24 protein-coding genes and 1 rRNA gene are annotated in these 25,859 nt (G+C 33.1%); 20 read left to right on the plus strand and 5 right to left on the minus strand.

Translation table 11 applies throughout. From position 1 onward, the window contains the following. Window positions 1-153: 153 nt before the first annotated feature. The 5 genes from rrf to SOR77_RS07660 all read left to right on the plus strand — a co-directional run bounded on the left by rrf (window position 154) and on the right by SOR77_RS07660 (window position 1,582). Window positions 154-269: ribosomal RNA gene (gene rrf / locus SOR77_RS07640) — 5S ribosomal RNA — on the plus strand. 237 nt (window positions 270-506) lie between these two features. Beyond that, on the plus strand, window positions 507-662 hold the full coding sequence (locus tag SOR77_RS07645) for a hypothetical protein (RefSeq protein ID WP_320636537.1): 156 nt from the start codon (window positions 507-509) through the stop codon (window positions 660-662). A 2-nt stretch (window positions 663-664) separates the two neighbouring features. Beyond that, window positions 665-859 carry a hypothetical protein gene (locus tag SOR77_RS07650; RefSeq protein ID WP_320636538.1) on the plus strand — a complete coding sequence of 65 codons (195 nt, stop codon included), beginning with the start codon at window positions 665-667 and terminating at the stop codon, window positions 857-859. A 52-nt stretch (window positions 860-911) separates the two neighbouring features. After that, the gene (locus SOR77_RS07655) at window positions 912-1,229 is read left to right on the plus strand and encodes a hypothetical protein (RefSeq protein WP_320636539.1); all 318 of its coding nucleotides are present in this window, start codon (window positions 912-914) and stop codon (window positions 1,227-1,229) included. Continuing rightward, entirely contained in the window at window positions 1,223-1,582 is a 360-nt protein-coding gene (locus SOR77_RS07660; RefSeq protein WP_320636540.1) for a hypothetical protein, read from the plus strand. Before SOR77_RS07655 ends, SOR77_RS07660 begins: the two co-directional genes overlap by 7 nt. A 302-nt stretch (window positions 1,583-1,884) precedes the next feature. Here SOR77_RS07660 and murI read toward each other — a convergent pair whose 3' ends face one another. Continuing rightward, window positions 1,885-2,697, minus strand: coding sequence for a glutamate racemase (gene murI / locus SOR77_RS07665; protein WP_320636541.1), 813 nt, complete (start codon window positions 2,695-2,697; stop codon window positions 1,885-1,887). A gap of 431 nt (window positions 2,698-3,128) precedes the next feature. Between murI and gltS the strand changes: the two genes are divergently transcribed. The 3 genes from gltS (at window position 3,129) to SOR77_RS07680 (ending at window position 6,533) form a co-directional block, all read left to right on the plus strand. Further along, the gene (gltS, locus tag SOR77_RS07670; RefSeq protein ID WP_320636542.1) at window positions 3,129-4,385 is read left to right on the plus strand and encodes a sodium/glutamate symporter; all 1,257 of its coding nucleotides are present in this window, start codon (window positions 3,129-3,131) and stop codon (window positions 4,383-4,385) included. A 1,453-nt stretch (window positions 4,386-5,838) separates the two neighbouring features. After that, complete coding sequence (locus tag SOR77_RS07675; protein WP_320636543.1) at window positions 5,839-6,159, plus strand: hypothetical protein; 321 nt, start codon at window positions 5,839-5,841, stop codon at window positions 6,157-6,159. A gap of 59 nt (window positions 6,160-6,218) precedes the next feature. Then, window positions 6,219-6,533, plus strand: a complete 315-nt coding sequence (locus tag SOR77_RS07680) for a thioredoxin family protein (RefSeq protein WP_320636544.1) — start codon at window positions 6,219-6,221, stop codon at window positions 6,531-6,533. A 53-nt stretch (window positions 6,534-6,586) separates the two neighbouring features. Here SOR77_RS07680 and SOR77_RS07685 read toward each other — a convergent pair whose 3' ends face one another. Further along, window positions 6,587-7,891, minus strand: coding sequence for an SLC13 family permease (locus SOR77_RS07685; protein ID WP_320636545.1), 1,305 nt, complete (start codon window positions 7,889-7,891; stop codon window positions 6,587-6,589). Between the two features lie 165 nt (window positions 7,892-8,056). On the opposite strand from SOR77_RS07685, the gene SOR77_RS07690 reads away from it, so the two are divergent. Further along, window positions 8,057-8,803, plus strand: a complete 747-nt coding sequence (locus tag SOR77_RS07690; protein WP_320636546.1) for an NADPH-dependent oxidoreductase — start codon at window positions 8,057-8,059, stop codon at window positions 8,801-8,803. A 24-nt stretch (window positions 8,804-8,827) separates the two neighbouring features. Here SOR77_RS07690 and SOR77_RS07695 read toward each other — a convergent pair whose 3' ends face one another. Then, window positions 8,828-9,538 carry a hypothetical protein gene (locus SOR77_RS07695; RefSeq protein ID WP_320636547.1) on the minus strand — a complete coding sequence of 237 codons (711 nt, stop codon included), beginning with the start codon at window positions 9,536-9,538 and terminating at the stop codon, window positions 8,828-8,830. A 362-nt stretch (window positions 9,539-9,900) separates the two neighbouring features. Between SOR77_RS07695 and SOR77_RS07700 the strand changes: the two genes are divergently transcribed. Beyond that, window positions 9,901-11,445 (plus strand): copper amine oxidase N-terminal domain-containing protein, encoded by a 1,545-nt coding sequence (locus SOR77_RS07700; RefSeq protein ID WP_320636548.1) that lies wholly within the window; start codon window positions 9,901-9,903, stop codon window positions 11,443-11,445. A 360-nt stretch (window positions 11,446-11,805) separates the two neighbouring features. Continuing rightward, a complete protein-coding gene (locus tag SOR77_RS07705; RefSeq protein ID WP_320636549.1) occupies window positions 11,806-15,006 on the plus strand; it encodes an S-layer homology domain-containing protein in 3,201 nt (1,066 codons plus the stop codon). Window positions 15,007-15,499: 493 nt separating this feature from the next. Here SOR77_RS07705 and SOR77_RS07710 read toward each other — a convergent pair whose 3' ends face one another. Both SOR77_RS07710 and SOR77_RS07715 read right to left on the minus strand, forming a co-directional pair. After that, window positions 15,500-15,697 carry a DUF1858 domain-containing protein gene (locus SOR77_RS07710; RefSeq protein WP_004820119.1) on the minus strand — a complete coding sequence of 66 codons (198 nt, stop codon included), beginning with the start codon at window positions 15,695-15,697 and terminating at the stop codon, window positions 15,500-15,502. Continuing rightward, window positions 15,694-16,608: a hypothetical protein gene (locus SOR77_RS07715; protein ID WP_320636550.1), complete on the minus strand. Its 915-nt coding sequence runs from the start codon at window positions 16,606-16,608 to the stop codon at window positions 15,694-15,696. Before SOR77_RS07715 ends, SOR77_RS07710 begins: the two co-directional genes overlap by 4 nt. A gap of 280 nt (window positions 16,609-16,888) precedes the next feature. On the opposite strand from SOR77_RS07715, the gene SOR77_RS07720 reads away from it, so the two are divergent. The 9 genes from SOR77_RS07720 (at window position 16,889) to SOR77_RS07760 (ending at window position 25,841) form a co-directional block, all read left to right on the plus strand. Next, a complete protein-coding gene (locus tag SOR77_RS07720) occupies window positions 16,889-17,182 on the plus strand; it encodes an OadG family protein (RefSeq protein WP_040552221.1) in 294 nt (97 codons plus the stop codon). Window positions 17,183-17,200: 18 nt separating this feature from the next. Further along, window positions 17,201-17,617: a biotin/lipoyl-containing protein gene (locus SOR77_RS07725; RefSeq protein WP_004820125.1), complete on the plus strand. Its 417-nt coding sequence runs from the start codon at window positions 17,201-17,203 to the stop codon at window positions 17,615-17,617. A 75-nt stretch (window positions 17,618-17,692) separates the two neighbouring features. Further along, entirely contained in the window at window positions 17,693-18,778 is a 1,086-nt protein-coding gene (locus tag SOR77_RS07730; protein WP_115312341.1) for a sodium ion-translocating decarboxylase subunit beta, read from the plus strand. Between the two features lie 65 nt (window positions 18,779-18,843). After that, complete coding sequence (gene gctA, locus SOR77_RS07735) at window positions 18,844-19,806, plus strand: glutaconate CoA-transferase subunit A (RefSeq protein ID WP_004820130.1); 963 nt, start codon at window positions 18,844-18,846, stop codon at window positions 19,804-19,806. Beyond that, window positions 19,806-20,603, plus strand: a complete 798-nt coding sequence (gene gctB / locus SOR77_RS07740) for a glutaconate CoA-transferase subunit B (protein ID WP_004820131.1) — start codon at window positions 19,806-19,808, stop codon at window positions 20,601-20,603. Before gctA ends, gctB begins: the two co-directional genes overlap by 1 nt. A 17-nt stretch (window positions 20,604-20,620) precedes the next feature. Next, window positions 20,621-22,381, plus strand: a complete 1,761-nt coding sequence (locus SOR77_RS07745; protein WP_320636551.1) for an acyl-CoA carboxylase subunit beta — start codon at window positions 20,621-20,623, stop codon at window positions 22,379-22,381. A 128-nt stretch (window positions 22,382-22,509) separates the two neighbouring features. Next, entirely contained in the window at window positions 22,510-23,331 is an 822-nt protein-coding gene (locus tag SOR77_RS07750) for an acyl-CoA dehydratase activase (protein ID WP_320636552.1), read from the plus strand. 27 nt (window positions 23,332-23,358) lie between these two features. Next, complete coding sequence (locus tag SOR77_RS07755; RefSeq protein WP_004820138.1) at window positions 23,359-24,687, plus strand: 2-hydroxyacyl-CoA dehydratase subunit D; 1,329 nt, start codon at window positions 23,359-23,361, stop codon at window positions 24,685-24,687. Between the two features lie 8 nt (window positions 24,688-24,695). Continuing rightward, window positions 24,696-25,841: a 2-hydroxyacyl-CoA dehydratase subunit D gene (locus tag SOR77_RS07760; RefSeq protein ID WP_320636553.1), complete on the plus strand. Its 1,146-nt coding sequence runs from the start codon at window positions 24,696-24,698 to the stop codon at window positions 25,839-25,841. The last annotated feature ends 18 nt before the right edge of the window (window positions 25,842-25,859 follow it).

Genomic DNA, 25,859 nt, shown 5'->3' on the forward strand with positions numbered 1-25,859 from the left:
AAGTTAAGCTTTAATACGCCGATGGTACTTGGCTGGAGACGGCCTGGGAGAGTAGGTTTTGCCGGATTTATAAAGACGTATGTCGATCTAATAAAAGACTATGTATGTCTTTTATTTTATTAATGTGCACAGATTAAAAAAGAATATTAGTCATCCGGTATCAATAGTATAAAGGACACACCTGTACCCATACCGAACACAGAAGTTAAGCTTTAATACGCCGATGGTACTTGGTTGGAGACGGCCTGGGAGAGTAGGTTTTGCCGGATTTATAAAGAACGTATGTCAATCTATTAAAGAATGATATACGTTTTTTATTTTTAGTTTGAGTAAAACAATAGGTGGTAGTCAAATATACTATTTACTAAAAAGACATGGATTTAGAAAATAATGCCAAGAAGTAGACATTTTAAAAAAGCAGACAAAGAGGCTATATAAGCCTCAAAAAAATTAACACCAAAGCAGAAGAACTTAGAAAAGTTAACCCGGATAAAAAAGTAAGAATCATGTTCCAAGGCGAAGCAGGCTTTGGTAGAATAAACAAACCAAAATACTGCTGGTGTAACAATAAAATAAGACCAGAAGTTCCATCACACCCTATAAGAGAATATAGATATATTTATGGAGCAGTAGAAGCAAAAACAGGGAAAACTTCTTTTTAATAATGCCATACTGTAATACAGACTGCATGAATGTATTTTTAAAAGAACTATCAAAAGAATATAAAGATGACATAATTTTAATCATATGTGGTGGAGCAGCATGGCATAAATCAAATAGATTATGTCAAACAATAAATAAATTAACTAAAGAAATGGTTAAGTGTGTTACACATAGAGATTGGATTTTTAATTATTAATTTTATTAGTGATTAGTATTAGAAAAAATACCAATGCCATAAACACAAAGGAATGGGTCAAGTATATAGAAAATGCCTTGATGCAGAATATAAACGAAGCTACGGCTCAATGTGTAAACAAATAAAAAAGCTTAAAAACTATGAAAAACTAAGGAAAATAAGTTATCCAAAAAGCAAATATAAACCAATAAAAGGAACTTCTCCGGGAGAATTTGTAGAAATAGATTTAAAATACGTACCGCTCGAATGCATAGGATTTAAAAGTAACTACGAAAGATACTATCAAATAACAGCAATATACTTATACAGCAGAAAAAGAATCCTTAAACTAGTAAATGAAATAGCACTCACGAAACCTCAAAAATGCTAAAGACACTAGAAAAAGACTTTGGATTTAAAATAAAAACAGTACAGACAGATAATGGTAAAGAATTCTGTAATGATAGAGAACAAAAGAAATCAGCATTTGAAAAAACATTAGAATATTTAGAAATAGAACACATAAGAACAAGACTATATTTCCCATGGCAAAATGGAGTAGTAGAAAGAAGTCACAAGATAGATAACGAGCTATTTTACAGTAAAAAAAGATTTAAGAGCGGAGAAGAAATGTATAAATCATTTCAAAGATATAGCATAAGAACAAATAATATAGCAAGAAAAGTATTAGCATTTAAGACGCCAAAAGAGATGTTTGATGAATATTTCAAAAGGGCTGCATAAGGCTACAAATAATGCATATCCCTGTCAAGGGTCGCTCCGCTTTTCCCCTTGACAGAAATATGTATTATTTGTGAAAGACAATTACGCCCTTTGAAAATATTATTGGATGGTTTTCTTGTCACATATGTTTGATAACTATAGATTATTAATTTTATTAGTGATGAGTATTACTTGAAATATTGAAAGATTTAGTGTAAGCTTTTTATGCTTAATTTAAGGTATTAGTTATATATTAATTATATCAAAAAATATTTTCCTTTTTATAAAGTAGCTGTTTTTTAGGACTATTTACAACAGCCCTTTTAAAATTTAACTTCTATGAAATTTTCTGTACCTTTGTGTTTTATTACATTGTTAACATTTTCTTCAAAATGAGAAATATCTTTTGTAGCATAAAAGTTTATATTAGTATTACTTTTATTATCGGAGAGAAGGCCATCTTCTAGTATTTTTTTTAGATTTAATGCAGTGCCCTTAGCTGGATTTACAAATGCTATTTCAATATTTTCTTCTTTAAATAACTTTTTAAATGTATTTGTAGCTAGAGCGAAGTGAGTACATCCTAGGATTAGAGTATCATATTCAAAATCACCCAGTTCATTTAGATACCTTCTGATTATATTTTCAAGTTCTTCGCCATATAATGTACCGTTTTCTATTGCAATCACAAGATCTGGAGCACCTACACCTCGAATATCTATATTGGGGTCAATTTGTTTTAAAGTTTGCTCATATACTCCTGATTTAACAGTGCTTTCAGTTGCTATAAGAGCTATTTTTTTGTTTTTTGAAACTTCAACTGCATATTCACATGCTGGTTCAACAACTCCTAAAATAGGAAAGTCAAATATTTTTTTAGCATTTTCAAGGGCATAGCAAGTAGCTGTGTTACAAGCTAAAACTGCAGCCTTTATATTTTTATTTTTAAGAAAATCCAAACATTCAGAAGTGAAGTTTGAAATTTCTTCAGGTGTTCTTGTTCCGTATGGCATCCTTAAAGTATCACCTATATATTCATATGATTCATTAGGCAATTCTTTGATTAACTCTTTTAAGACAGAAAGTCCACCTATTCCGCTATCAAAAATGCCTATAGGATTTTCTTTACTATACATATTAACATCCTTCTAAATCAAAGCATCTAACAATAAATTAAGACACTGATAAAATTTATTTTTTATATATAAATGCTCATATTTTTTTAATATGAGCACGACAACATCTTGTTCTATACTTAATTTTAAAATTTACTTATATAATATTTATTTTACACTTATTTAATAAATCAATCAAATATAAAATTAAATAAATAGCTAAACTTTAACAAAACTTAGATTTTTTAATTAAAAGAGTCTAGAAATTAATAAAAACTATTCTATATTATCATGATAAATCTATACGATATACCGTTAATTATCTGTTAATATTGATGTTTATTAGTTGAAGTATAGAAAACGTTTTGTTATAATACCTAATGAAAGTTATTATAAATTATACATAATGTTTTTAATGATCGTATTAAAAACAATGAGGAGGTAGTTCATTTATGGGCGATTTATTAACAATACAAACCAACATGATGCAAACAACAGCTATTGCAATTATAATGTTATACGTTGGTAAGTTTTTGAGAAAAAAAGTGGAATTCTTTGAAAGATTTTGTATCCCAGCACCAGTTATCGGTGGTTTCTTATTTGCTCTTATTCATTTATTAATCAAAGTTGGCGGAATTGCTACTTTTGAAATGGATACTACATTGAAAGGACCTTTCATGATGGTATTCTTCACTACAATAGGGTTAGGGGCTAACCTTGAAACGCTTAAAAAGGGTGGAAAAGGGTTCTTAATTTTCTTACTTATTTCTGTAGTATTAGTAGCAGGTCAAAATATTGTAGGTATGGGGCTTGCAAAAGTTATAGGTCAAAATTCACTTCTTGGTCTTGCTTGCGGTTCTATCACAATGGTTGGTGGACACGGGACAGCAGGGGCTTGGGGACCAACTCTTGAAGAAATGGGCTTACAATCGGGCGAAGTTGTAGCACTGGCTGCAGCAACTTTCGGTGTTATAATGGGTTCACTTATAGGCGGACCTGTTGGTTCATCATTAATTAAAAAACATAACTTAAAACCAAGCAAAGAATTTGCAATGGATACTGAAATTTCAGAAGAAGGAGTTGCAAGAGAACCTATTGGAGAAAAAAGAGGAAATGTTCCAGCGCAACTTACAGCAGCAGATTTCTTAAAAGTTTTGTGTGTTATATTTGTTTCTGTAGGTCTAGGAGCAATCCTAAAGAATTTCCTTGCTGAACATATCTCAATAGCAGGAACACCACTTAACTTACCTGAATATGTTGCGGCAATGATCTTCGCTGGTGTTTTTGTAAATACTCTAGGGAAGAAAGAAATATTTGCTATTGATCAAAGAGCAAATGACATTTGTGGGGATATAGGACTTAATATTTTCCTTGTAATAGCTCTTATTACTCTGGATTTAACACAATTAAAAGCTGTAGCAGGACCAATGCTTATTATCTTGTTTGCACAAACTATATTCATGGCATTCTTTGCTTATGTTGTGTGCTTTATCGTTATGGGTAAAGACTATGATGCAGCTGTCCTTTCAGGGGGGATGTGTGGATTTGGTATGGGAGCAACTTACAATGCTCTTGCAAACATGGACTCAATTACAGAAGAATATGGTCCAGCACCAAAGGCATACTTTATTTTACCTATGGTAGGAGCTTTTGCTATAGACATTATAAATGTTCTTATCATAACAGGATTTGCACAAATTAAATTCTAGTTTATAAGAATAAAAGGACCTCGGATGAGGTCCTTTTTTGTACATTAATGGTATGCTGCCAAGCTGTGGTGAAAGTCTGCAAGGGGCTTAGTTGCTGATGGGCACCCATATTGATTCCCAATATTATATCGTGAGGCATAGGCGAGAAGACAGGATAGCGAAATCGTAGCCTGACGAATAGGAACCTAATACTAAGGCGTCTGCGGTGGATAAGTGATCTCAAAATCACGAAGTCTAAAAGAGTAAAAGTAATCTGTATGTAGCATATTAGGAAGGTAAACTAGGAGAGAATGACTACTTATCACGTGAGGTCTTGTGAACGGAATAGCTGTACTAATAACAACAAACCACGAAAAGTCGTCGAATCTATAGTAGTGAAGAAGTATATGTAATGGATATGGAGAGAAGTGCTGAACAATCTAAATTGAAATGGAACTATTATGGCGAGAGTCCATGTCAAACGAGAAGAAAGTAGCGAGGGGATAACTGAACAAATGCTTCATAGGAGATGGGATAAAGGGCACAAGAGCAGAGGAAGGAAATAAGACAATCTATGTCACAAATTTTAGTGAAAATTCTTATATTAGTATCCGTTAAATAATAAATAGAATTATGTAATTTTTTGAAGAAAAAAACAGAACGTGGGCAAATAATTACAGCTAAGAAAATTGAAAAAGCATATATATATATAAATTGTAGGGCATTTCATAGGAACACGTCAAGTATATATAGTATTAAAAAAGACACGTATTTAGAAAAATCATATCTAGAAGTAGATATCCTAAAAATAAGTGAAAAGGTTATAAAAACCTCAAAAAATTAACACAAAATTAGAAAAAGTAAGAAAAGTTTACCTTGGTAAAAATAAGAATTATGTTTTAAGGAGAAGCAGGATTTGGTCGTATAAATAAGTCGAAATATTGTTTGTGCAATGATAAAATAAGGCCTGAGTTTTCCTCACATCATGTAAGAGAATATAGATATGCTATGGAGTAATAGAGCCAAAAACAGGAGAAAATTTCTTTTTAGGCTTATCTTATTGTAATACAGATTTTATGAATATCTTTTCACAAGAGTTATCTAAACAATACAAGAATGATGTAATCTTACTGGCATGTGATGGAGCAGCATAGTATAAATCAAAAGGACTTAACATCCCTGAAAATATAATTATAACACATATTCCACTATACACACCGGAAATGAATCCCATAGAATAAATATGAAAACAAATAAGGACTATGGGATTTAAGAATTAATTATTTAATTCATTAGCTGATGTTGTTAATAGATTGTGATAAATTATAAATAATTTAATTAAAGAAATGGTTAAAAATATTACTCATATGGACTGGCTTATATGTCTAGGTTTAATAAGATATTAATATTAGAATGGGAGCTGATAAGAACATAGTCTTTAAATATACTAAAATTAAGTAATAAGGAGATTGATATGGGAAGAAAAAAGAAACGAGATTTTTTTAAGAAACTGGTAAGGGTAAATATAATTTTAAGTTCAATAGGAGTATTATTATTAGTTTTATTAGTGATTTTTGATGTAGCATATCCTAATCCGTGGTTTACAATACTGTCTTTGTGTGCAATTGTTTTAATCTTTTTGGCTTTAATATTGTGGGGATTAGTTTGGGTTAATGATGTAGTTGAAGTGTATAAGATAAATAAAAAATTAGCACTCCTAATGTTAGTTGTTGGGATTATTTTTATAGTCTATGAATTCTTTATAAAAGAGGTGTTGAGAAATTTTGATTGTTAGTAGAATGTTTAATAGGATAAATTAATATAAATGATTTTACTTATGGGAGTTATTTAAGAATGAGGAATTTACAAAAAATAGAAAGTTTTATATTAGAAAATAAATATGTCCTACTCTATTTTGGAACTGAGACTTGCTCTGTATGTCATGGGCTTAAGCCGCAAGTTCAAAAGCTTTTAAGTGAATATCCGATGATAAAAGAAAAATTTATTTGGGTTGATGATATAAGTGAAATTAGAGGGCAGTTTCAATTATTTACTTTTCCTGTGTTAATAATGTATGTTGAGGGGGAAGAATTTTTTAGAATGGCAAGGTTTGTGCCGATAGTTGAACTTAAAGAAAAACTTGATAGGATTATGGAACTTTCAAATTAATAAAAAATTTAATTTAAGATAAAAAGCTCAGCGAGAAATCACTGAGCTTAATTTTATGTCATTACAAAAGTTAAGATTAAAACGCTGACTATTGCCAAACCATAAGTTATGGGTAGGCCTACAAACATCTGCTTGTCAAACATCCACTCTCTGTCATCTTCGGTTGGCGCTGACATCTGCATCAATGATCCGGCAGATGAGAATGGAGATATGTTAGTTGAGAGCGAACCGGCAACTGTTGCAGTAAATAGAAGAGTCGCATTTAAGTTGGGGTTTGCAGCAACCATAGCACCTATTATAGGGAAAAGCGATGGAGTAACTACTGATAGTGTGGAACTGAAGAATGACATAGCTCCGGCGACTAAGCAGAAGGCTGTAGGTATTAAAAATTCCGGCACATTTGAGTCCATAAATGTTCCTATCTGGCTTATAACTCCGGCTTTAACTGCAATTTGAATTAGTATACCCATACCACATAGCATGATGATAGTAGTCCATGGAATGCGAATTAATACTTCTTTTTGGTCTGCTAAATGAAGTAAAAGAGAGATAACTGACATAGTTATACAGACAAGGCCTATGTTGAGCATAGAGTTAATATTTGCAATCCATTGTACTTCAGGGTTTAGGATATTCATTACAGGGAATATTAAAACCAGGACAAATGTAAGTGCGATTAGAAATAGATTTATCTTTTGTTTGGCATTAAAAGGTAAAGGTCTTTCTACTTCCAAGGTCTTTGAAATATTTCCATTTTTAAAACGATTCACTAAGAATAATACTATAAGTACTATGAGTGGATAGATAACAGTAAATGAAAAGATTGGAATTCCCATTTGGAATGCTTCGTTTTCAAATCCGGCATCTTTCATAAGGCCTTGGAATACAATTCCCGAACCGCTTGTCATCAAGTTAGCTCCACCGGAAGCTCCCCAGTTTACAGCTTGTGCGCCAATAAGTATATTTTTTCCACTCTTTTTACACAATGCTATGGCAATAGGGCAAAATACTGCCATAACAGTAAAAAATCCTGCACCCATTGCAGATAGTAGCACAGAAATTAAATAGATAATTATGTATAACATTTCGGGGAAATTTTTGGTTTTGTAGAGTATATGGTTAGCAAGTTTATCCATTGTGCCATTAACTACGGCAAAATTATAGAACATACTAACTGAAAAAATAGCAAAGAATATACTCATTGGCCAAAGGTTAATGACTTCTTTTGGATTCATCTTAAGTAAGAAACATCCTATTAAGTATGAAAAAGATAGCGCTATTAACCCAACGTTAAGTTTTGTTTTGTATCCGATGGCAATTGCAGCCACTATTGCGGATATAATAATAAAGTTAATCATCGTTCACCTCACATCAACTTAATGATACTATGTAAGATTGAAAAAAGAAAGCAAATTAGGTAAAAGGTTTTTATTTTTAAATTAAAAGTGAAAAAGATATAAATTTATATTACTGCAGTATCTAACAATATAATGTTTGGGTAGAAATATACAGAGGTGATTAACGTGAATACTATAGAAAATCAATTGGAACATAGAACTATAAGAAAATTTGAAGATAGAGAAGTAGATAGCAAAACGTTGAATAAATTATTTGATGTATATAATCATTCAGCAAGTTCAACCGGAATGCAACAAGCATCTATAATAAGAGTTACAGACCCAAAGATAAAACATGAGATAATGAAAGTGTCTAATCAAGAATATTTGGAAGATGTTCCGGAACTATTGATATTTATTGTGGATTTATACAGAAATTATAGAATAGCTGAAGAAAAAGGATATGTAGAAGACGCATATAAACACATGGATAAATTTTTCCAAGGCTTCACAGATTCTATTATAGGCGCTCAAAATATGGTGGTTGCAATTGAGTCGTTGGGAATGGGAGCTGTTTATTTTGGATCGATATTAAATGACTATGACAGAATGGTTGAGTTATTAAAACTACCTAAGTATACATTTCCTGTAGTTGGTTTAGGTTTTGGATATCCTGCCGAAAAACCTCAGGTAAAACCTAAGATGCCGATTGAATTAAAAGTATTTGAAAATGAATATAAAGAGTATGAAAATTATTTAGAAGCATTTAAAGGTTATGATGAAACTATGACAACTTATTATGATACCAGGGACAACGGACAGAGGTCAGATTGTTTTACGGATCAAGTTGTTAAAAAGTTTTTATCGACAAATGAAATCAGAAGAGATGTTTTGAAATCCATAGCAAAACAAGGCTTTGAAATGAGATTATAAATAAAAAACTAGGCAGTGTATGAGCTACCTAGTTTTAACTATTTTGGAATCTATTTTGGAATCAGAAATTGCTTTATTTAATAGATTTTTGAAAAATGAGATAGTTTTTTCAGAGTCTATAGAAATTCTGTAGTTACCATCTTCTTTTTTGCCCTTTATAACAAGTCTATTTTCTTTGTCTGTATAAATTGACTTGATCGAAGAATAGGGAAGCACAAGATTTCCAAGTACAAACCCATCAGCATAAGTACCGCCAGCTACATTAAAAGTATCTCTTCCTGTTCTGAAAGAATTTTTATTGCTGAAAGTGTATACATTTGTTTCCTTACTTTCTTCTTTGTTTTCAAACAGACCTGAAAGTAAATTTACTAAGAATATCAAAAGTATTAGAGCAACCACTGCTGGATTAGTTACAGTTGTGAGTAGCTTGTGTTCAGGTAAATACATAGTTCTTACAATGTATAAATTTAAAAAGATCAAAAATATAACATAAACTAAAATTTTAACTATGTAATTTAAAGAGTTAATCTTTAGAGATTTTAGTCTTGTAAGCTTGGAATACTCTGCAAACAATTCATCGATTGTCGATAAAAATAAGAAATTTGCAAATATCCAAAACATATGCATAAAGATCGAACCTTCAATAGCTGATTGATTTTTAAAAAAAGTTTGTATCCCCAACGGAATTAACAAAGATATAAATATTATAATTCCAAGTTTTAAATTGCTTTTCATGATACCTCCAAATAAGTTAATTAAAAAAATTATATCATAAAAATTAAAAAAATGATTATAGTTCTAAAATTTGGGTATATTAAAAATAACAAAATATTAAGGAGTGATACCAATGTACGACTTAGTAGATTTAGTTAAAAAAGTAGAGAGAATAGCAATTGAAGACTAAGGTTTTAAGCAATATCGTTTAGATAAGCTATTGACTACTGAAGAAAATTTGAACAATTAAAAATAAATATATTATAGACCGGATTTTTTATCCGGTTTTTTTGTTCCCCTTATAAAATAGTGAAATATAAATGTAATATAATAGGAATCGCTTTTATGATATAATGAACTCATCAAAAAAAGGAGGCATTAGTATGAAGAAGAGAATAATAAGCATTGTAATGATGCTTGCAATGGTTATGAGTTTAGTAGGATGTACCCCAAACATTACAGCATATTTAGAAAAAACTAAAGAGGTACAAAACTGGAAAGGCTCTAAAATATCAGGACAAGCAGAAGTTAAAGTATCTTTTAAAGACGATCAAGGGAAAACACAAGAAGTTAAAATGCCTATGACAGTATCGGGCGTTTCAGAGGGAAAAGAAAAAGCAGAAGTTAAAGTATCTATGGATATGACAGCTATTAAGAAAATGGCTCCTGCAGAAAACGATGAAGAAGCTATGAAGATGATTCCTGATAAATTTGAAATGCATATGTTTGTAGACGGGACAAAAGTTTATATTAATAAAGACTACTTTAATGCTATGGCAATGGGTAACAAAGAAGCTTTGGCAAATATCAAAGAAGACTATGTACTTTTAGCAACGGATGAAGAAAATTCAGTTGCAATAATGCCGCAAAAAGCAGTTATGGAATATGTAAACTCTGCTGAATTCAACGCTGATGTGATGAGCATTTTAAATAAGGCTCTTGAAGGATACAAACCGTTAGGTGATATGAAAGTTGAAGGAAACAAATTCACTTACGAAGCTACATCTGACCAAATGGCACAAGAAATTATAAATTCAGTTACAACTATCGTAGCAAACTGGGATAAAGTTTCAGGTGATATTTATAAATTAGCAAACAAGATGGAAGCCGGCGTAGACGAAGCTACTATCAAAGGAGCAGTTAAAGAATTTAAGAAAGACGACTTTGCTAAGTCAGTTAATAAAGCAAAAGAAACAATAAAGGGTTCAAGCTTAAAATCATCAATAGATTTTAAAGAAGGAAGATACCTACAAGAAGTGGTATTAGACCTAAAAGTTAAAGACATGTTCAATATGGCTATGACTATGAAATCTGAAGCGGTAAAAGATGATTCAGTAAAAGTTATGATACCTAAATCAGTTAAAAAACTAACTTCAGCAGAATATATGGACTTAATTTTCCATATAGATCAAACACCTATAATAAACGTAAGAGTCAATGCAGAAGAATTAGAATTTTCAGACCAACAACCTACAATAGTTGAAGGAAGAACTTTAGTACCATTCAGAGCACTTCTTGAAAAATTAGGGGCGAAAGTTGAATGGAACGAAAAGAATCAAACAGTTACAGCAACTAAAGCTGATAAATCTATCGTTCTTAAAATAGGTTCAAACAAAGCAACTGTAGACGGTAAAGAAGTTACTCTTGATGTACCGGCAGTAATAGAAAATGGACGTACAATAGTTCCATTAAGATTTTTATCAGAAAACTTAGGATACAAAGTTAAATTTGACGCAGAAATGGCACCATTCTACGTAATAGACATCTATAATACAACTGATGAAAAATTAGCTGAAACACTTAAAGCAAAAGAAGAAGCTATGATAGCTGAATTTGCAAAGAAAGAAAAAGAAAGTCTTGAAAAAGCTGATAAGTCTGAAAAAGCAACTTCAGTAGGAATTATAGGCGGTAAAGATTCTGTAAAATAAAAGTAAGACTAAATAAGAATTTATTAATTGAAAACATATACCAGTTCTATTTACAATATTTTCAATGTTAAAATATTGTAAATAGAATAGAAAATTAGTTGGAATTATGATATAATTATTAAAATTGAATGTTTGACAATTAGGTAATAGCATATGATAATCGCAACAAACAAACAAACAAACAAACAAACAAACAAACAAACAAACAAACAAACAAACGGGAGTATACTGTTATCTAATATATTAAAAATTTATAATTATAAGTTGTCATAAAAGACCCAAGTATTTTGAAATACTTGGGTCTTTTTATATATATCGATAGACTAATTAAAGGTTTAAATTAAAGAATAGGAGGATGAAATGAAAAAGAAAATATTTACTTTATTTTTAACCTTAGTAATGATGATTTCAATTGCCAACCCTGTATTAGCAACAGAAACATCAAAAGAACAAATTCCTGAAAAGGTACAGTGGCTCATCAATAAAGGATGGGTTAAAGGAAGAGGGAATGGTCTGAATTTAGACAAGACAATAACAAGAGCCGAAGTTGCAAAAATGGCAGCTTTAATTTCAAACTATGAAAAAGAAGCCGATAATGCTAAAGGGACTCAAGGTAGTTTTACTGATGTAAATGTAGAACATTGGGCTAACGGATATATTAATGTAGCAACTACTAAAGGTTACGTTAACGGATATCCCGATAAGACATTTAACCCGGAAAACCCAATAACAAATGCTGAAATTATTACGATACTTTCTAAACTACATCCTGAATGGAAAACATCTTTAACAGAGGGAAAAATATGGCCAACAGCAGAAGTAAATTTTGCAAAGACAAATAATATCTTAAAAGACATTAAAAATTTAGACGGCAAAAATGATAAAAACGCTACTAGACAAGATGTTTTTGAGATGATATACAATTTATGTCAAGAAAAGATAAGACTTACTGTTAAAAATGCTGAAAAGCAACTAAGCGTTAAAGAAAGCACTAAACCAAGCGCTATAAATTGGTGGTGGAATAATGGTTATTTAGCTAATAGAGAATATGCAGTAAGATTTTATGACATAAACAAAGCTCAACTATACACTAAGTATGTATATGAAGGAGATAGAGTTTCAAGTATAAATGCCCCGGAAGTAGATGGCTATAAATTTGAAGGATGGATGGATAGAGATACTGGCAAATATTTTGAATTTAATGATAGAGTTTATAGAGACATAGATTTAATTGCAAAATATAGTACTGATATGGCTAAAATAAAGCCTGTAGAACCAAAACCTGTAGAACCAAAACCTGTAGAACCAAAACCTGTGGAACCAAAACCAGGTGAATTAGAAAAACAAATAGAAGAAGAAGCAAATGCTCAATTAAAAGAAACAATAGAAAAAGCAAAGAACGCATTAGAAGAAAACAAAAATGAACCGCAAAAAGCAGCAGAAGAATTAAAGAAAGCAATAGCAAAAGCAGAAAAAGTTCTAAGCGAAGGAAACGTAGAAGCAAAGACAAACGAAACAACAACATTAAACGATGCTAGAATAAAATATTTAAACATAGCAACAGAAACAGAAAAATTAAATAAACTATTAGAAGAATCACTTCCGCTATACCAAGATAAAAATGTAAGTAATGACTTCAAAAAAGCTTATGAAGAAGCAAATAAAGTTTCAGTAAACGGTGAATCACTGGAAGAAGTAAAAGAAGCAATATCAAAATTAGAAAAAGCGATAGCAAAAGAAAAAGAACTAAACAAACAAATAGAAGCAGAAGCAAACGCTCAATTAAAAGAAACAATAGAAAAAGCAAAAAAAGCCTTAAAAGAAAACAAAAATGAGCCGGCAAAAGCAGCAGAAGAACTAAAAACAGCAATAGAAAAAGCAGAAAAAGTTCTAAGCGAAGGAAATGTAGAAGCAAAGACAAACGAAACAACAACATTAAACGATGCTAGAAGAAAATATTTAGACATAGCAACAGAAACAGAAAAATTAAATAAACTACTAGAAGAATCACTTCCACTATACCAAGATAAAAATGTAAGCGATGAGTTTACAAATGCCTATAAAGAAGCAAATAAAGTTTCAGTAAACGGTGAATCACTGGAAGAAGTAAAAGAAGCAATATCAAAATTAGAAAAAGCGATAGCAAAAGAAAAGGCAGTGCTTATAGTATTTAATGAAGTAACAGAGCTTTTAGAGAAGGCAAGAGGTTTGTTAGAAAGGGTAAAAGTTTTGCAGCCTACAGAGGACCCACTGGATATTTCTGATAAAGATAGTTATGTTGAAAAGCAAGAGATAAAAGACAAGTTAAGTTCAGCTTATGATAACTTACAAACAAATTTTGAAAAGTTTAAGAAGACTAGGGATATAAATGATGTTCTACCTGAAAATTCAAAATTAAAAGAAGCATTAAAGGCATTTGAAGGACAAATTAAAAAAGGTCAATTAACACAGGAAAAATTAGTTCAAGCGAAAAAAGAACTTCAAGAAAATATAGATAAAGCAGAAAAGATAAAAGAAAGATTTAAAAAGTTTAATGCTGATCCTAAAGTCAAAGAGTTAGAAAAATTGGTTGAGGAAGCAAAACAAATTTTAACTTCTGGTAAGTATAAAGAAATACTAGCTGAAATATTTAATTTAGAAAAAACTGTTAATATAGATATGTCTACTATATCTAATATCGAAGAATTAACAAAAAAAGCAAACGAACTAAAAGATTCACAAGAAGGACCTAAAATTAGAGAACTTTTAGAGAAAATAGAAAAATCAGATGAAGAAACTAGGGCTTATCTTGATATGAAACTTTTAGGGGAATTAGAGGATCAGTACACAGCTGTGACTTTGAAACAAGAATTCAATAGATTGTTAACTTCTAAAAGTGCAACTAAAGAACAAGCAGAAAAAGCTTTATTGGAATATGATGATCTTAAGCAAGAGATAAAAAGCAAACATAAGGATTTAAAAAAAGCTTATGATGAAGTGTTGATTAAATTTTTTATGATTAAGTACACTGTAAATACTAAACCGGAAGATGCAAAGGTAGAAATTATAGAAAGAGAAACCGGAACAGTTATTAATCCTAGAGAAAATAAAACTTATTATTTGGAAAAAGATAGATATTATAAGCTGAAAGTATCAAAAGATAATTATATTACTAAAGAAACAGATATAAATCCTTTAAATGAAGAAAATTTTGAAAGAACAATAACTTTACAAGAATTAAAAGGAACACTTAAGCTTTCTGATGGAGAAAACTATACAGTAGAACAACAAAAAGTAAAAATAGATAAATCTAAACTCCAAGAAAAAGACTCTAAATATAGTGTTAGATTAAAAGTTAATTCAAATAATAATGACAATGTACTTTATACATTAGACAGTAATGATCAGGCTACGTTAGATACAGAATTACAAGGTAAAGTTAAATTGGACAGTGATGGAAAATTTGAATTTAATAAAGATTTGGAAGTTGGAAAAACATATAAGGCAAAAGCTAGTGCTAAAGGTTATGAGACATTAGAATTTGAGATTGTTATAGAAAATGGACAACAATTGCCTAAATAGTCTCGTGAAGTAGTAGTAGAATTTAAAATTCAATCAGACTTACTCAAGGGGAAATTAGAATTTGAAAACTCTTTAGAAACAATAGATGTAAATGTAAAGCAAGGACAAAATGTAACTATTCCAAAAGTTAAGTTCAAACAAACATATGGAGGGCTGGGATTTTATTATCTTGTCTGGTATAATGGAGAAGAAAAAGTGGGTGACTATAGTAATTTAACTTTTAAAGTGGATGAGAATGAAAAGGATAGAGTAATTATAGTAGGTAAAGATAGTTAAACAAGGTTAATAAATACTAATAAAAATAATATAATTTTAGATACAGATGAATAAGTTGATTTGTTGGGTCTGTAAATAATTTTGCGTATGGAACTTCCTGATTAGAATAAGGAAAAATTCCTCATGATTACTATTATTTTATAAGGAGTTTTCATATACAAACTATTTTTATATAAAATAACAAAGAGCGAGAGTGAGTCCACCCTCGCTTTTATATTTAATTAGATTCTAATTTGTTGATAGCAGTAACAAGTGCATCAACATCAATGCCATGAACCATAGCTGCCTCTTCAAGTGATTCCATTTGAGAAGCAGGGCACATTATACAACCCATTCCAAAACTCATAAGAGTTCCAATAGCTTCGGGTTTATCTTTAAGGATTTCTCCTATAATAGTATCTTTAGTAACTGTCATTTCAGTCCTCCTTTAACATTTATCACACTTAGACCTTTAAAAGTAGATTCACCTTCATAGTATCCAAGAGTAAGAACATAGTTAGCATTTTTATCTATACCCGTAGGTAAGTTGTTTAATTCAATATTCTTTGATTTCAAAACAAAAAATACACTCTTACCGTCTTGTTCAACTTTTACAATAGGAGTAATTTTCAGGCTACCTTTAAATTTAAGTTGAATAGGCGTAAGTAAAAGCACATTTTCCTCTGACAGGTATTCAACCTCTAAAGCGTGTTGCTGTCCATTGTCAGTTCGACCTATGATATTTGCTTTGTCAGTAAAATCATAAACGCTGATAACATCTTTTTCTGGAGTTAAATCTTTTGTGTTAGAGGAAACAGCTGCAGTTAGGTTAACTAATTTTATTTCTTCACGAGAAGTTAGGTCCTTGGGTTCTATTTTTTCAGACCTTATCAGGACTTTACGCTCAGCTTCATTGTAATCTACAACAAATCCTAAATTTTTGCCCAAGTCTCTAAGCTTAAAGTAGTTGTTTCCGTTAATTAAGTAACCACTGTATTTTACTTTATCATTGTCAACACGAGCTTTTTGAAAAGCCGGCTGAATTTCAAGGTCTTTTACATCAGACTTTTGCAAATCTGTTGGAAGCGGTTCATATTTTGAAAATCTCTTAATCAATATGTCATTAGTGTCTTCATTAAAATTTACATCAAAGCTAACTTTAGTATCTTTTAAAATGGCGGCAATATCTCTAAGTTTAAAATAATTGCTGCCGTCAATATTATAACCTTGAACTTCAACTTTATTGCCATCTAACAAAACAACTTGATCTGTTACGGAAGCTTCTTGTGCATAAACTACACTTGAAAGAGAAACTGCAAGTAGAGCTGATAAAATTATCTTTTTCATAAGTACCTCCTTGTTCATAATATATCACTTTAGATTATACCATATATGAAATTGAGCATAATAGAAATAAAAACAATTTCTAACTTTTATAGTATAACTACTTGGGCTATAATAGATGAGGAACGATATAGTTACTTGTATTGTAACAGTAGGCTAATAAGAAAAATCTATAGTTAGAAAACCTTATTTGGGTAGGGCTTTGTTGATAATGTAGATTTTATTTGTTATAATTACATAAAGATGGGATTAGTTCCAGTATATGGAATCGGGAGGTGTGTTTATGTGGACTAGCGAAACTATGACGTTGGGAGAAGCTGCCATTTATTCTATAACAGCAATAGCGGTTGTATTTTTGGCTCTTATTTCTATAGCATTATTTGTAAAGATTATCTCAGCTGTCGTTGGCGCAGTGGTAAAAGAAGAATCTGTTACAAAACCTGCAGCAGTTCAATCCAAGCCGGTTGAACCGAAACAAGATTTAAGCGTTGTTGCAGCTATAATTGCAGCAGTATCAGAAGAAACTAAATTATCAGTAGATAAATTTAAAATAGTGTCTATTGAAGAAAAGAAATAATTAGGAGGCAAATTTAAGATGAAGTATCAAGTAAAGGTAGATGGAAAAACATTTGAAGTAGAAGTAGAAAAAGTAGGCGGCGGACCAAGATCACTAAGCATGGCCGATTTCGGAGCTCCTCAAGCTCCAACAGCACCTGTTGCAGCTCCTGCAGCTCCGGCGGCACCCGCACCCGCAGCAGCACCGGCTCCGGAAGCTAAAGCAGCACCGGCAGCATCAACAGGCGGAGATGCAGTTACATCACCAATGCCGGGAACAATCCTTAAAGTAAACGTTAATGATGGAGCTTCTGTAAACGCAGGAGATGTTATAATAATTCTTGAAGCTATGAAAATGGAAAATGAAATTGTTGCAACAACTTCAGGTACAGTTTCATTAAAAGTTAAACAAGGAGAAACAGTTGATACTGATCAACTATTGGCAGAAATAAAGTAAGATAAATAGGAGGAAACTAAATTGAATTTCTTTTCAGTATTACAAGGCATCTTAGGCCAATCAGGATTTGCGTCAATGACTTGGCAAGAAGGTGTAATGTTTTTAGTATCCTTTATACTATTGTATCTTGCTATCAAAAAACAATTTGAGCCACTTCTTCTTTTACCTATTGCATTCGGTATGATGCTTACAAACTTACCTGATGCGGGTCTTATGAGAGAAGCGACAGATCACTGGTATAATTCAGGGGTATTGAGAATAATTTACGGAGGGGTTAAATCAAACCTATTCCCATGTCTAATATTTATGGGCGTTGGAGCGATGACTGACTTCTCGCCATTAATTGCTAATCCGGTTTCATTATTATTGGGATCGGCAGCACAAATCGGTATTTACGTTGCATTCATGATAGCTATTGCTCTAGGTTTTTCGCCTCAAGAAGCAGCATCAATCGGTATCATAGGTGGAGCAGACGGTCCGACAGCAATCTTTACAACATCACAATTAGCACCGAAATTATTAGCTCCAATAGCTGTAGCTGCATATTCATACATGGCGTTAATTCCTATAATTCAACCGCCAATCATGAAGGCACTTACAACTAAAAAAGAAAGAGAAACTAAAATGGTTGCTCTTAGAAAAGTATCAAAAGCTGAAAAAGTAATATTCCCTGTAGTGGTGGTATTATTTACAGCGCTTTTACTACCATCGGTAGCACCTCTTTTAGGTATGTTGATGTTAGGTAATTTATTTAAAGAATCAGGCGTAACAGCAAGACTTTCTGACACTGCTCAAAACGCATTGATGAATATAGTAACTATAATGCTTGGAACTACAGTTGGTGCAACTGCAAGTGGAGAAGCTTTCCTAAATGTTAGAACACTTCAAATTATAGCTCTAGGGTTAATAGCTTTCTCAGCAGCGACAGTTGCCGGTGTGCTTTTTGGAAAAGTGTTATACTATGCAACAGGAGGAAAGATAAATCCTCTTATTGGTTCAGCGGGAGTATCTGCGGTACCAATGGCAGCTAGAGTATCACAAGTTGAAGGTAGAAAATATAATCCTACAAATTTCCTATTGATGCACGCAATGGGTCCTAATGTTGCCGGAGTAATCGGTTCAGCAGTAGCTGCCGGACTATTCTTATTAGTATTTGGTTAAGAATTTTTGAGGACCTTATTTTAAGGTTCTCAATTGATGTGTAAATAAAAAAGGAGGAATTTACATTGAGTAAAGTAATGAGTTTAAAAGATGCCGTTAGCAAATATGTAGAAGACGGCGATGTAATCAGCTTTGGTGGATTTACAACAAACAGAAAACCTTACGCAGCTGTTTATGAAATTTTAAGACAAGGACAAAAAGAATTTATAGCTGAAGCAGGTCCTGCTGGTGGAGATTGGGACATGCTTATAGGAGAAGGAAGAGTAAAAGCTTATATCAACTGCTACACTGCTAACTCCGGTTATACAAATGTATCAAGAAGATTTAGAAAAGCTATTGAAAAAGGTGAATTACTATTTGAAGATTATTCTCAAGATGTTGAAATGTTAAGACTGCACGCAGCATCACTTGGTCTTCCATATCTTCCGGTAAAACTTATGATGGGTACAGACTTAGTTGATAAGTGGGGTATTTCTAAAGAAGAAAGACAAAAAATTGACAAACTTCCAAATGACAAGTTTGTATATGTGGAAAATCCGTTCACAGATGACAAAAAAGTTGTTGCAGTACCGGTACCTGTAATTGATACAGCAGTTATTCACGTACAAGTTGCATCACCGGACGGAACTTGCAGAATTATCGGAGATGAATTCCACGACATTGACATAGCTGTAGCAGCGAGAAAAACAATTGTAACTTGTGAAGAGCTTGTAAGCAACGAACAAATCAGACGTGACCCAACTCTTAACTCAATCCCGGGATTCTGTGTGGATGCAGTAGTTCACGTACCATACGGTGCTCACCCATCACAATGTTATGATTACTATGATTATGATCCGGCATTCTACAAAATGTATGACAAAGTAAGTAAGACAGAAGAAGACTTCAATGCATACATGAAAGAATGGGTTTACGACATTGAAGAACATGATCAATACTTAGATAAATTAGGTGCGACAAGATTAATTAACTTACATCCTGTTCAAGGCTTTGGATATGCTACAAATGTCCTAAAGGAGGTTAAATAATGGCAAGATATGATAACTATACAAACAAAGAAATGCAAGCGGTAACAATCGCTAGACAAATTAAAAACGACCAAATTGTTATAGTAGGTACAGGACTTCCTCTAATAGGGGCTTCTGTAGCTAAAAGAGCATTCGCTCCGGAATGTCAAATAATAGTAGAAAGCGGCCTTATGGACTGTTCTCCAATCGAAGTACCAAGATCAGTAGGGGATAACAGATTTATGGCACAATGTGCTGTTCAATGGCCAAATGTTAGATTCATAGGGTTTGAAGCTTGTGAATGGTTGCACAACAAAGAAAGAATGATAGCTTTTATCGGGGGAGCTCAAATCGACCCATATGGAAACGTAAACTCCACAGTAATCGGGGATTATAACAATCCTAAGACCAGATTTACAGGGTCAGGTGGAGCTAACGGTATTGCTTCATATGTAAACACTGTAATTATGATGCAACATGAAAAAAGAAGATTTATGGAAAAAATAGATTACATTACATCTCCGGGTTGGATGGATGGTCCCGGTGGAAGAACTCGTGCAGGAATTCCTGAAAATGTAGGGCCTCAAATGGTTGTAACTGACAGGGGTATTTTGAAGTTTGATGAAGAAACTAAGAAAATGTATTTAGCCGGATATTATCCAACATCAAGTCCTGAAGATGTGCTTGAAAATACAGGATTTGATATAGATGTTTCTCGTGCAGTATTACTTGAAGCACCGGATGAATCAGTAATCAAGCTAATAAGAGAAGAAATTGATCCAGGCGAAGCGTTTATTAAAGTGCCTGTAGAAGAATAAATATTGAGAGGAGATTCATGAGTAATTATTCATTAAATCCATATTTTAAACATATGCAAGCAATTGGTAACCCTTTAAAAGCGGCTAACCAAGAAAATTTTGACCTTGTAAGACAAGTTGAAATTGAAATTCAAAATGCTATCCAAACTGCTCAAGCTGCCGGAAAACCGGATGATAAAATAAATGAAAAGGGAGAATGGACAGCGCTTCAAAGACTTGCAGAATTAGTTGACGAAGGAACTTGGTGTCCGTTAAACTCGCTATTTGATCCGGCTGACAACGATACTGGTTCAACAGGTATAATCAAAGGACTTGGACGTATAAATGGGAAATGGGCTATGATAATAGCTTCAGATAACAAGAAACTAGCAGGAGCTTGGGTACCACATCAAGCAGAAAATCTTGTCAGAGCATCTGATACAGCCAAGAGACTTAGAGTGCCTCTAGTATATGTATTAAACTGCTCAGGTGTAAAACTTGACGTTCAAGAACAAGTATATCCAAATAGAATTGGTGGAGGTACTCCATTTTATAGAAATGCTGAACTTAATCAATTGGGAATACCTGTAATAGTAGGTATTTATGGAACTAACCCGGCAGGTGGCGGATATCACTCTATATCCCCTACAATCCTTATAGCTCACAAAGATGCCAACATGGCGGTTGGTGGAGCCGGGATCCTTGGCGGTATGAATCCTAAGGGATATATAGATGAAGAAAGTGCAAACCAAATTGCAGATGCAACAACTAATGCAAAGAAAGTTGCTCCTCCGGGATCTGTTGGAGTTCACTTTGCTCAAACAGGTTTCTTCAGAGAAGTATATGTTGAAGAAGAAGGCGTACTTGAAGGAATTAAAAAATATGTAGATATGCTTCCGTCATATGACCCGGAATTCTTCAGAGTAGATGATCCTAAGAATCCGGCATTTGATGTAAATGATCTATATTCAATAGTTCCGATGAACCCTAAAAAAGTTTATGACATTTACGACGTAATCGCCAGACTTGTAGATGGTTCAGAATTTATGGAATATAAGAAGAGCTATGGTCCTGAAATGGTAACAGGTGTTGCAAAAATAGCCGGTCTTCCAGTGGGTATTGTTGCAAATGCTCAAGGGTTCCTTATGAACTATCCGGAATACAAAGAAAAAGCTATTGGAATTGGAGGTAAGTTATATAGACAAGGTCTTATAAAGATGAATGAATTTGTAACACTTTGTTCTAGAGATAAACTTCCTATTATCTGGATTCAAGATACATCGGGAATTGATGTAGGTGATGATGCAGAAAGGGCTGAATTACTAGGTCTTGGACAATCATTAATCTACTCAATCCAAAATTCTGAAATTCCGCAAATGGAAATCACTTTGAGAAAAGGTACAGCAGCAGCTCACTATGTACTAGGGGGTCCACAAGGAAATTCAACAAATGCATTCTCAATAGGAACAGCAGCTACAGAAATCAATGTAATGACTGGAGAAACAGCAGCAGTAGCTATGTACTCAAGACGTCTTGCTAAAGACAAGAAAGCGGGAAAAGATCTTCAGCCAACAATTGACAAAATGAATGCTTTAATTGAAGATTACAATACAAAATCAAGACCAGCATTCTGTGCAAAGACAGGAATGGTTGATGAAATTGTAAACTTGAATGCAATCAGAAATTACATGATTGCTTTCACGGAAGCATCTTATCAAAACCCTGAGCATGTGTGCCCTGTTCATCAAATGCTTCTTCCAAGAATCATTAGAGATTTCGATAATCTTTATAGGAAGTAATTAATAGGCAGGCTGCAAAGCCTGCTTTTTACATACTTGGTGTTTTTGACATAAAGTTTGCTAAGTAGTACAATTATGTTTAACAAATATAAATTTAATATAATTAATTTAAGTATGGAAGGGAAAGTATGACAGAATCTATTTACACAATGGGGATAGACATTGGTTCTACCGCAACAAAGGGTGTAATTTTAAAAAATGGTAGGGAAATAATCGCTAAGACTGTTATAGATGTTGGGGCAGGAACAAGCGGACCTAAGAGAGCAATTAAGAATGTATTAGAAGCGGCTAATATGACAAGAGATGACATACAATTTGTAATGGCAACCGGATATGGTAGAAATGCGCTTGAGGAAGCAGATTTCCAAATGTCTGAGTTATCTTGTCATGCAAAGGGGGCTTATTTCTTATTTCCAAGAGTTCACACTATTATAGACATAGGAGGACAAGATGCCAAGGCGCTTAAAATAGGAGATGGAGGAGTTCTAGATAACTTTGTTATGAATGACAAGTGTGCCGCAGGAACAGGAAGATTCTTAGATGTAATAGCAAAAGTTCTGGAAGTAAATGTATCCCAACTTGAAGAACTTGACGAGAAGAGTGAAAAAGATATCGCAATTTCATCAACTTGTACAGTTTTTGCAGAATCAGAGGTAATTTCTCAACTGGCACAGGGAACTAAGATTGAAGACATAATAAAGGGGATACACGTTGCAATAGCAAGTCGTGTAGGTTCTTTAGCTAAACGTGTAGGAATTCAAGATGATGTTGTAATGACAGGCGGTGTGGCACTGAATAAAGGTATGGTAAGAGCACTTGAAAGAAATATCGGTCATAAGATTAATACTTCTGAGCTATGTCAATTAAATGGTGCTCTAGGAGCAGCATTGTTTGGATATCAAAAATACCAAAATAATTTAAAGAAGCAACAGAGAGACGCTAATAAATAACAAAAGCCTTTTTTTGGAGGAGGAATTATGGCTAAAAAAGTTTTAGAAAAAATACCGGGAATCAAACCAAGACCGGTTGAAGGACACAAACCGGCAGCAGCAGTACTTAGAGGCGTGGTAGACGCCGTTTATGGAGATGCATGGGATGCAAAGCAAAGAGGAGAACTGGTAGGATGGAGTTCATCTAAGTTCCCAATTGAACTTGCAAAAGCATTTGATTTACAAGTTGTATATCCGGAAAACCATGCAGCTACAACAGCAGCAAAGAAAGATGGACTTAGATTGTGTAATGCAGCAGAGGATATGGGGTATGATAATGATATTTGCGGATATGCAAGAATATCTTTAGCATTTGCGGCAGGGGAACCTACTGATTCAAGAAAGATGCCTCAACCTGACTTCGTACTTTGCTGTAACAATATCTGTAACATGATGACAAAATGGTATGAAAATATTGCAAGAATTCACAACATACCTATGATAATGGTAGACTTTCCATTCCAAAATACAAAAGAAGTATCTGAAGAAAAAATTGACTACATGGTAGGACAATTTGAACATGCTATAAAACAACTTGAAGAATTAACAGGTAAAAAATTCGACCAAAAGAAATTTGAAGAAGCTTGTAACATAGCTAACAGAACAGCTGCAGCTTGGTTGAAAGCTTGTTCATACATGGCGTATAAACCATCTCCACTAAGTGGATTTGACCTATTTAATCACATGGCAGATATCGTAGCTGCAAGATGTGATGTAAGAGCTGCTGAAGGTTTTGAACTTTTATCAGAAGAATTTGAACAATCAGTAAGAGAAGGTACTTCAACTTGGGAATACCCGGAAGAACACAGAATACTATTCGAAGGAATTCCTTGTTGGCCAGCACTTAGACCATTATTTGAACCACTAAAGAATGCAGGAGTTAATGTAACAGCAGTTGTTTATGCGCCGGCATTTGGATTCCAATACAACGGAATCAGAGAAATGGCAGCAGCTTACTCAAAGGCACCATGTTCAGTATGTATAGAAGATGGAGTTGAGTGGAGAGAAACAATGGCTAAAGAAAACGGAATCAGTGGAGCTCTTGTAAACTATAACAGATCATGTAAACCTTGGTCAGGAGCAATGCCTGAAATCGAAAGACGTTGGAAAGAAGATTTAGATATTCCGGTAGTTCACTTCGATGGAGACCAAGCTGACGAAAGAAACTTCTCTGAAGAACAATATAAGACAAGAGTTCAAGGTCTTGTTGAAATAATGGACGAAAGAAAAGAAGAAAGAGAAGCTAAAGGTGAAGAAGTTTATACAAACTTTGAAAACACTAAAGAGACTGACTGGTCAAAGCCAACTATTGATTGAGGTGTAGCATGGAAATTAGAGAAATATTAGATAAATTAACACATATCGCAAATAATCAAAGAGAGCAAATAGACAAATATCTTGCAGAAGGTAAAAAAGTAGTGGGTATATTCCCATATTATGCACCTGAAGAGATAGCTCATGCAGGTGGATTAGTTCCAATAGGAATTTGGGGTGGACAAGGTCCAATTGATAAAGCTAAAAATTATTTCCCAACTTTCTACTATTCATTGGCATTAAGATGTTTAGAAATGGCTTTAGATGGAACACTTGATGGACTTAGTGCATCAATGGTAACAACACTTGACGATACATTAAGACCATTCTCACAAAACTATAAAGTATCTGCCGGCAGAAAAATACCTATGGTATTCTTAAACCACGGACAACATAGAAAAGAAGAATTTGGCAAGATCTATAATGCAAAGATTTTTGATAAAGCAAGAAAAGAACTTGAAAAGATCTGTGGAGTAGAAATTCCGGATGAAAACTTTGCTAAGACTTTTGAAATTTATAATGAAAACAGAGCATTGAAGAGAGAATTTATAAAATTAGCAGCAGACCACAGACAAACTGTAAAAGCTTCTGAAAGATGCCTTGTACTTAAAGCATCATGGCATATGTTAAAAGAAGAACACAATGAACTTCTTAGAGAATTAAATGCTAAACTTAGAGAACTTCCGGTAGAAGAATGGGATGGACCAAGAGTAGTTACAAGTGGTGTTATCACTGATAATGAAGGTTTATTAAAAGTATTCGATGACTATAAGATAAATATAGTAGCAGATGACGTTGCAAGTGAATCAAGAGGATTTAGAATTGATGTAGATACATCAATCTCAGACCCAATGATGGCACTTTCAGATCAATTTGCAAGAATGGACGAAGATCCAATTCTTTATGATCCGGATATCTGGAAGAGACCGAAGTTTGTAGTTAAACTTGCAGAAGATAACGATGCAGATGGATGCCTGCTTTTCATGATGAACTTTAATGATACGGAAGAAATGGAATATCCATCACTTAAACAAGCTTATGAGGCAGCCGGTATACCTCTTATCAAAATGGGATATGACCAACAAATGTCTGACTTCGGACAAGTTAAAACTCAACTTGAAACATTCAACGAAATGGTTCAACTTAACAGAATGTAATATGATGAAAGACTTCTC

It is taken from the genome of Peptoniphilus sp. (assembly GCF_034090345.1).
GTDB lineage: Bacteria > Bacillota > Clostridia > Tissierellales > Peptoniphilaceae > Peptoniphilus.

Coding starts and splice junctions, on each gene's coding strand:
- SOR77_RS07685 (WP_320636545.1), bottom strand. CDS start 7,891: ATGATTAACTTTATTATTATATCCGCAATAGTGGCTGCAATTGCCATC.
- SOR77_RS07720 (WP_040552221.1), top strand. CDS start 16,889: ATGTGGACTAGCGAAACTATGACGTTGGGAGAAGCTGCCATTTATTCT.
- SOR77_RS07705 (WP_320636549.1), top strand. CDS start 11,806: ATGAAAAAGAAAATATTTACTTTATTTTTAACCTTAGTAATGATGATT.
- SOR77_RS07750 (WP_320636552.1), top strand. CDS start 22,510: ATGACAGAATCTATTTACACAATGGGGATAGACATTGGTTCTACCGCA.
- SOR77_RS07725 (WP_004820125.1), top strand. CDS start 17,201: ATGAAGTATCAAGTAAAGGTAGATGGAAAAACATTTGAAGTAGAAGTA.
- SOR77_RS07715 (WP_320636550.1), bottom strand. CDS start 16,608: ATGAAAAAGATAATTTTATCAGCTCTACTTGCAGTTTCTCTTTCAAGT.
- SOR77_RS07700 (WP_320636548.1), top strand. CDS start 9,901: ATGAAGAAGAGAATAATAAGCATTGTAATGATGCTTGCAATGGTTATG.
- SOR77_RS07710 (WP_004820119.1), bottom strand. CDS start 15,697: ATGACAGTTACTAAAGATACTATTATAGGAGAAATCCTTAAAGATAAA.
- SOR77_RS07645 (WP_320636537.1), top strand. CDS start 507: ATGTTCCAAGGCGAAGCAGGCTTTGGTAGAATAAACAAACCAAAATAC.
- gctB (WP_004820131.1), top strand. CDS start 19,806: ATGGCAAGATATGATAACTATACAAACAAAGAAATGCAAGCGGTAACA.
- SOR77_RS07650 (WP_320636538.1), top strand. CDS start 665: ATGCCATACTGTAATACAGACTGCATGAATGTATTTTTAAAAGAACTA.
- murI (WP_320636541.1), bottom strand. CDS start 2,697: ATGTATAGTAAAGAAAATCCTATAGGCATTTTTGATAGCGGAATAGGT.
- SOR77_RS07760 (WP_320636553.1), top strand. CDS start 24,696: ATGGAAATTAGAGAAATATTAGATAAATTAACACATATCGCAAATAAT.
- SOR77_RS07695 (WP_320636547.1), bottom strand. CDS start 9,538: ATGAAAAGCAATTTAAAACTTGGAATTATAATATTTATATCTTTGTTA.
- SOR77_RS07730 (WP_115312341.1), top strand. CDS start 17,693: ATGACTTGGCAAGAAGGTGTAATGTTTTTAGTATCCTTTATACTATTG.
- SOR77_RS07680 (WP_320636544.1), top strand. CDS start 6,219: ATGAGGAATTTACAAAAAATAGAAAGTTTTATATTAGAAAATAAATAT.
- SOR77_RS07755 (WP_004820138.1), top strand. CDS start 23,359: ATGGCTAAAAAAGTTTTAGAAAAAATACCGGGAATCAAACCAAGACCG.
- gltS (WP_320636542.1), top strand. CDS start 3,129: ATGGGCGATTTATTAACAATACAAACCAACATGATGCAAACAACAGCT.
- SOR77_RS07745 (WP_320636551.1), top strand. CDS start 20,621: ATGAGTAATTATTCATTAAATCCATATTTTAAACATATGCAAGCAATT.
- SOR77_RS07660 (WP_320636540.1), top strand. CDS start 1,223: ATGCTAAAGACACTAGAAAAAGACTTTGGATTTAAAATAAAAACAGTA.
- SOR77_RS07655 (WP_320636539.1), top strand. CDS start 912: ATGGGTCAAGTATATAGAAAATGCCTTGATGCAGAATATAAACGAAGC.
- SOR77_RS07675 (WP_320636543.1), top strand. CDS start 5,839: ATGGGAAGAAAAAAGAAACGAGATTTTTTTAAGAAACTGGTAAGGGTA.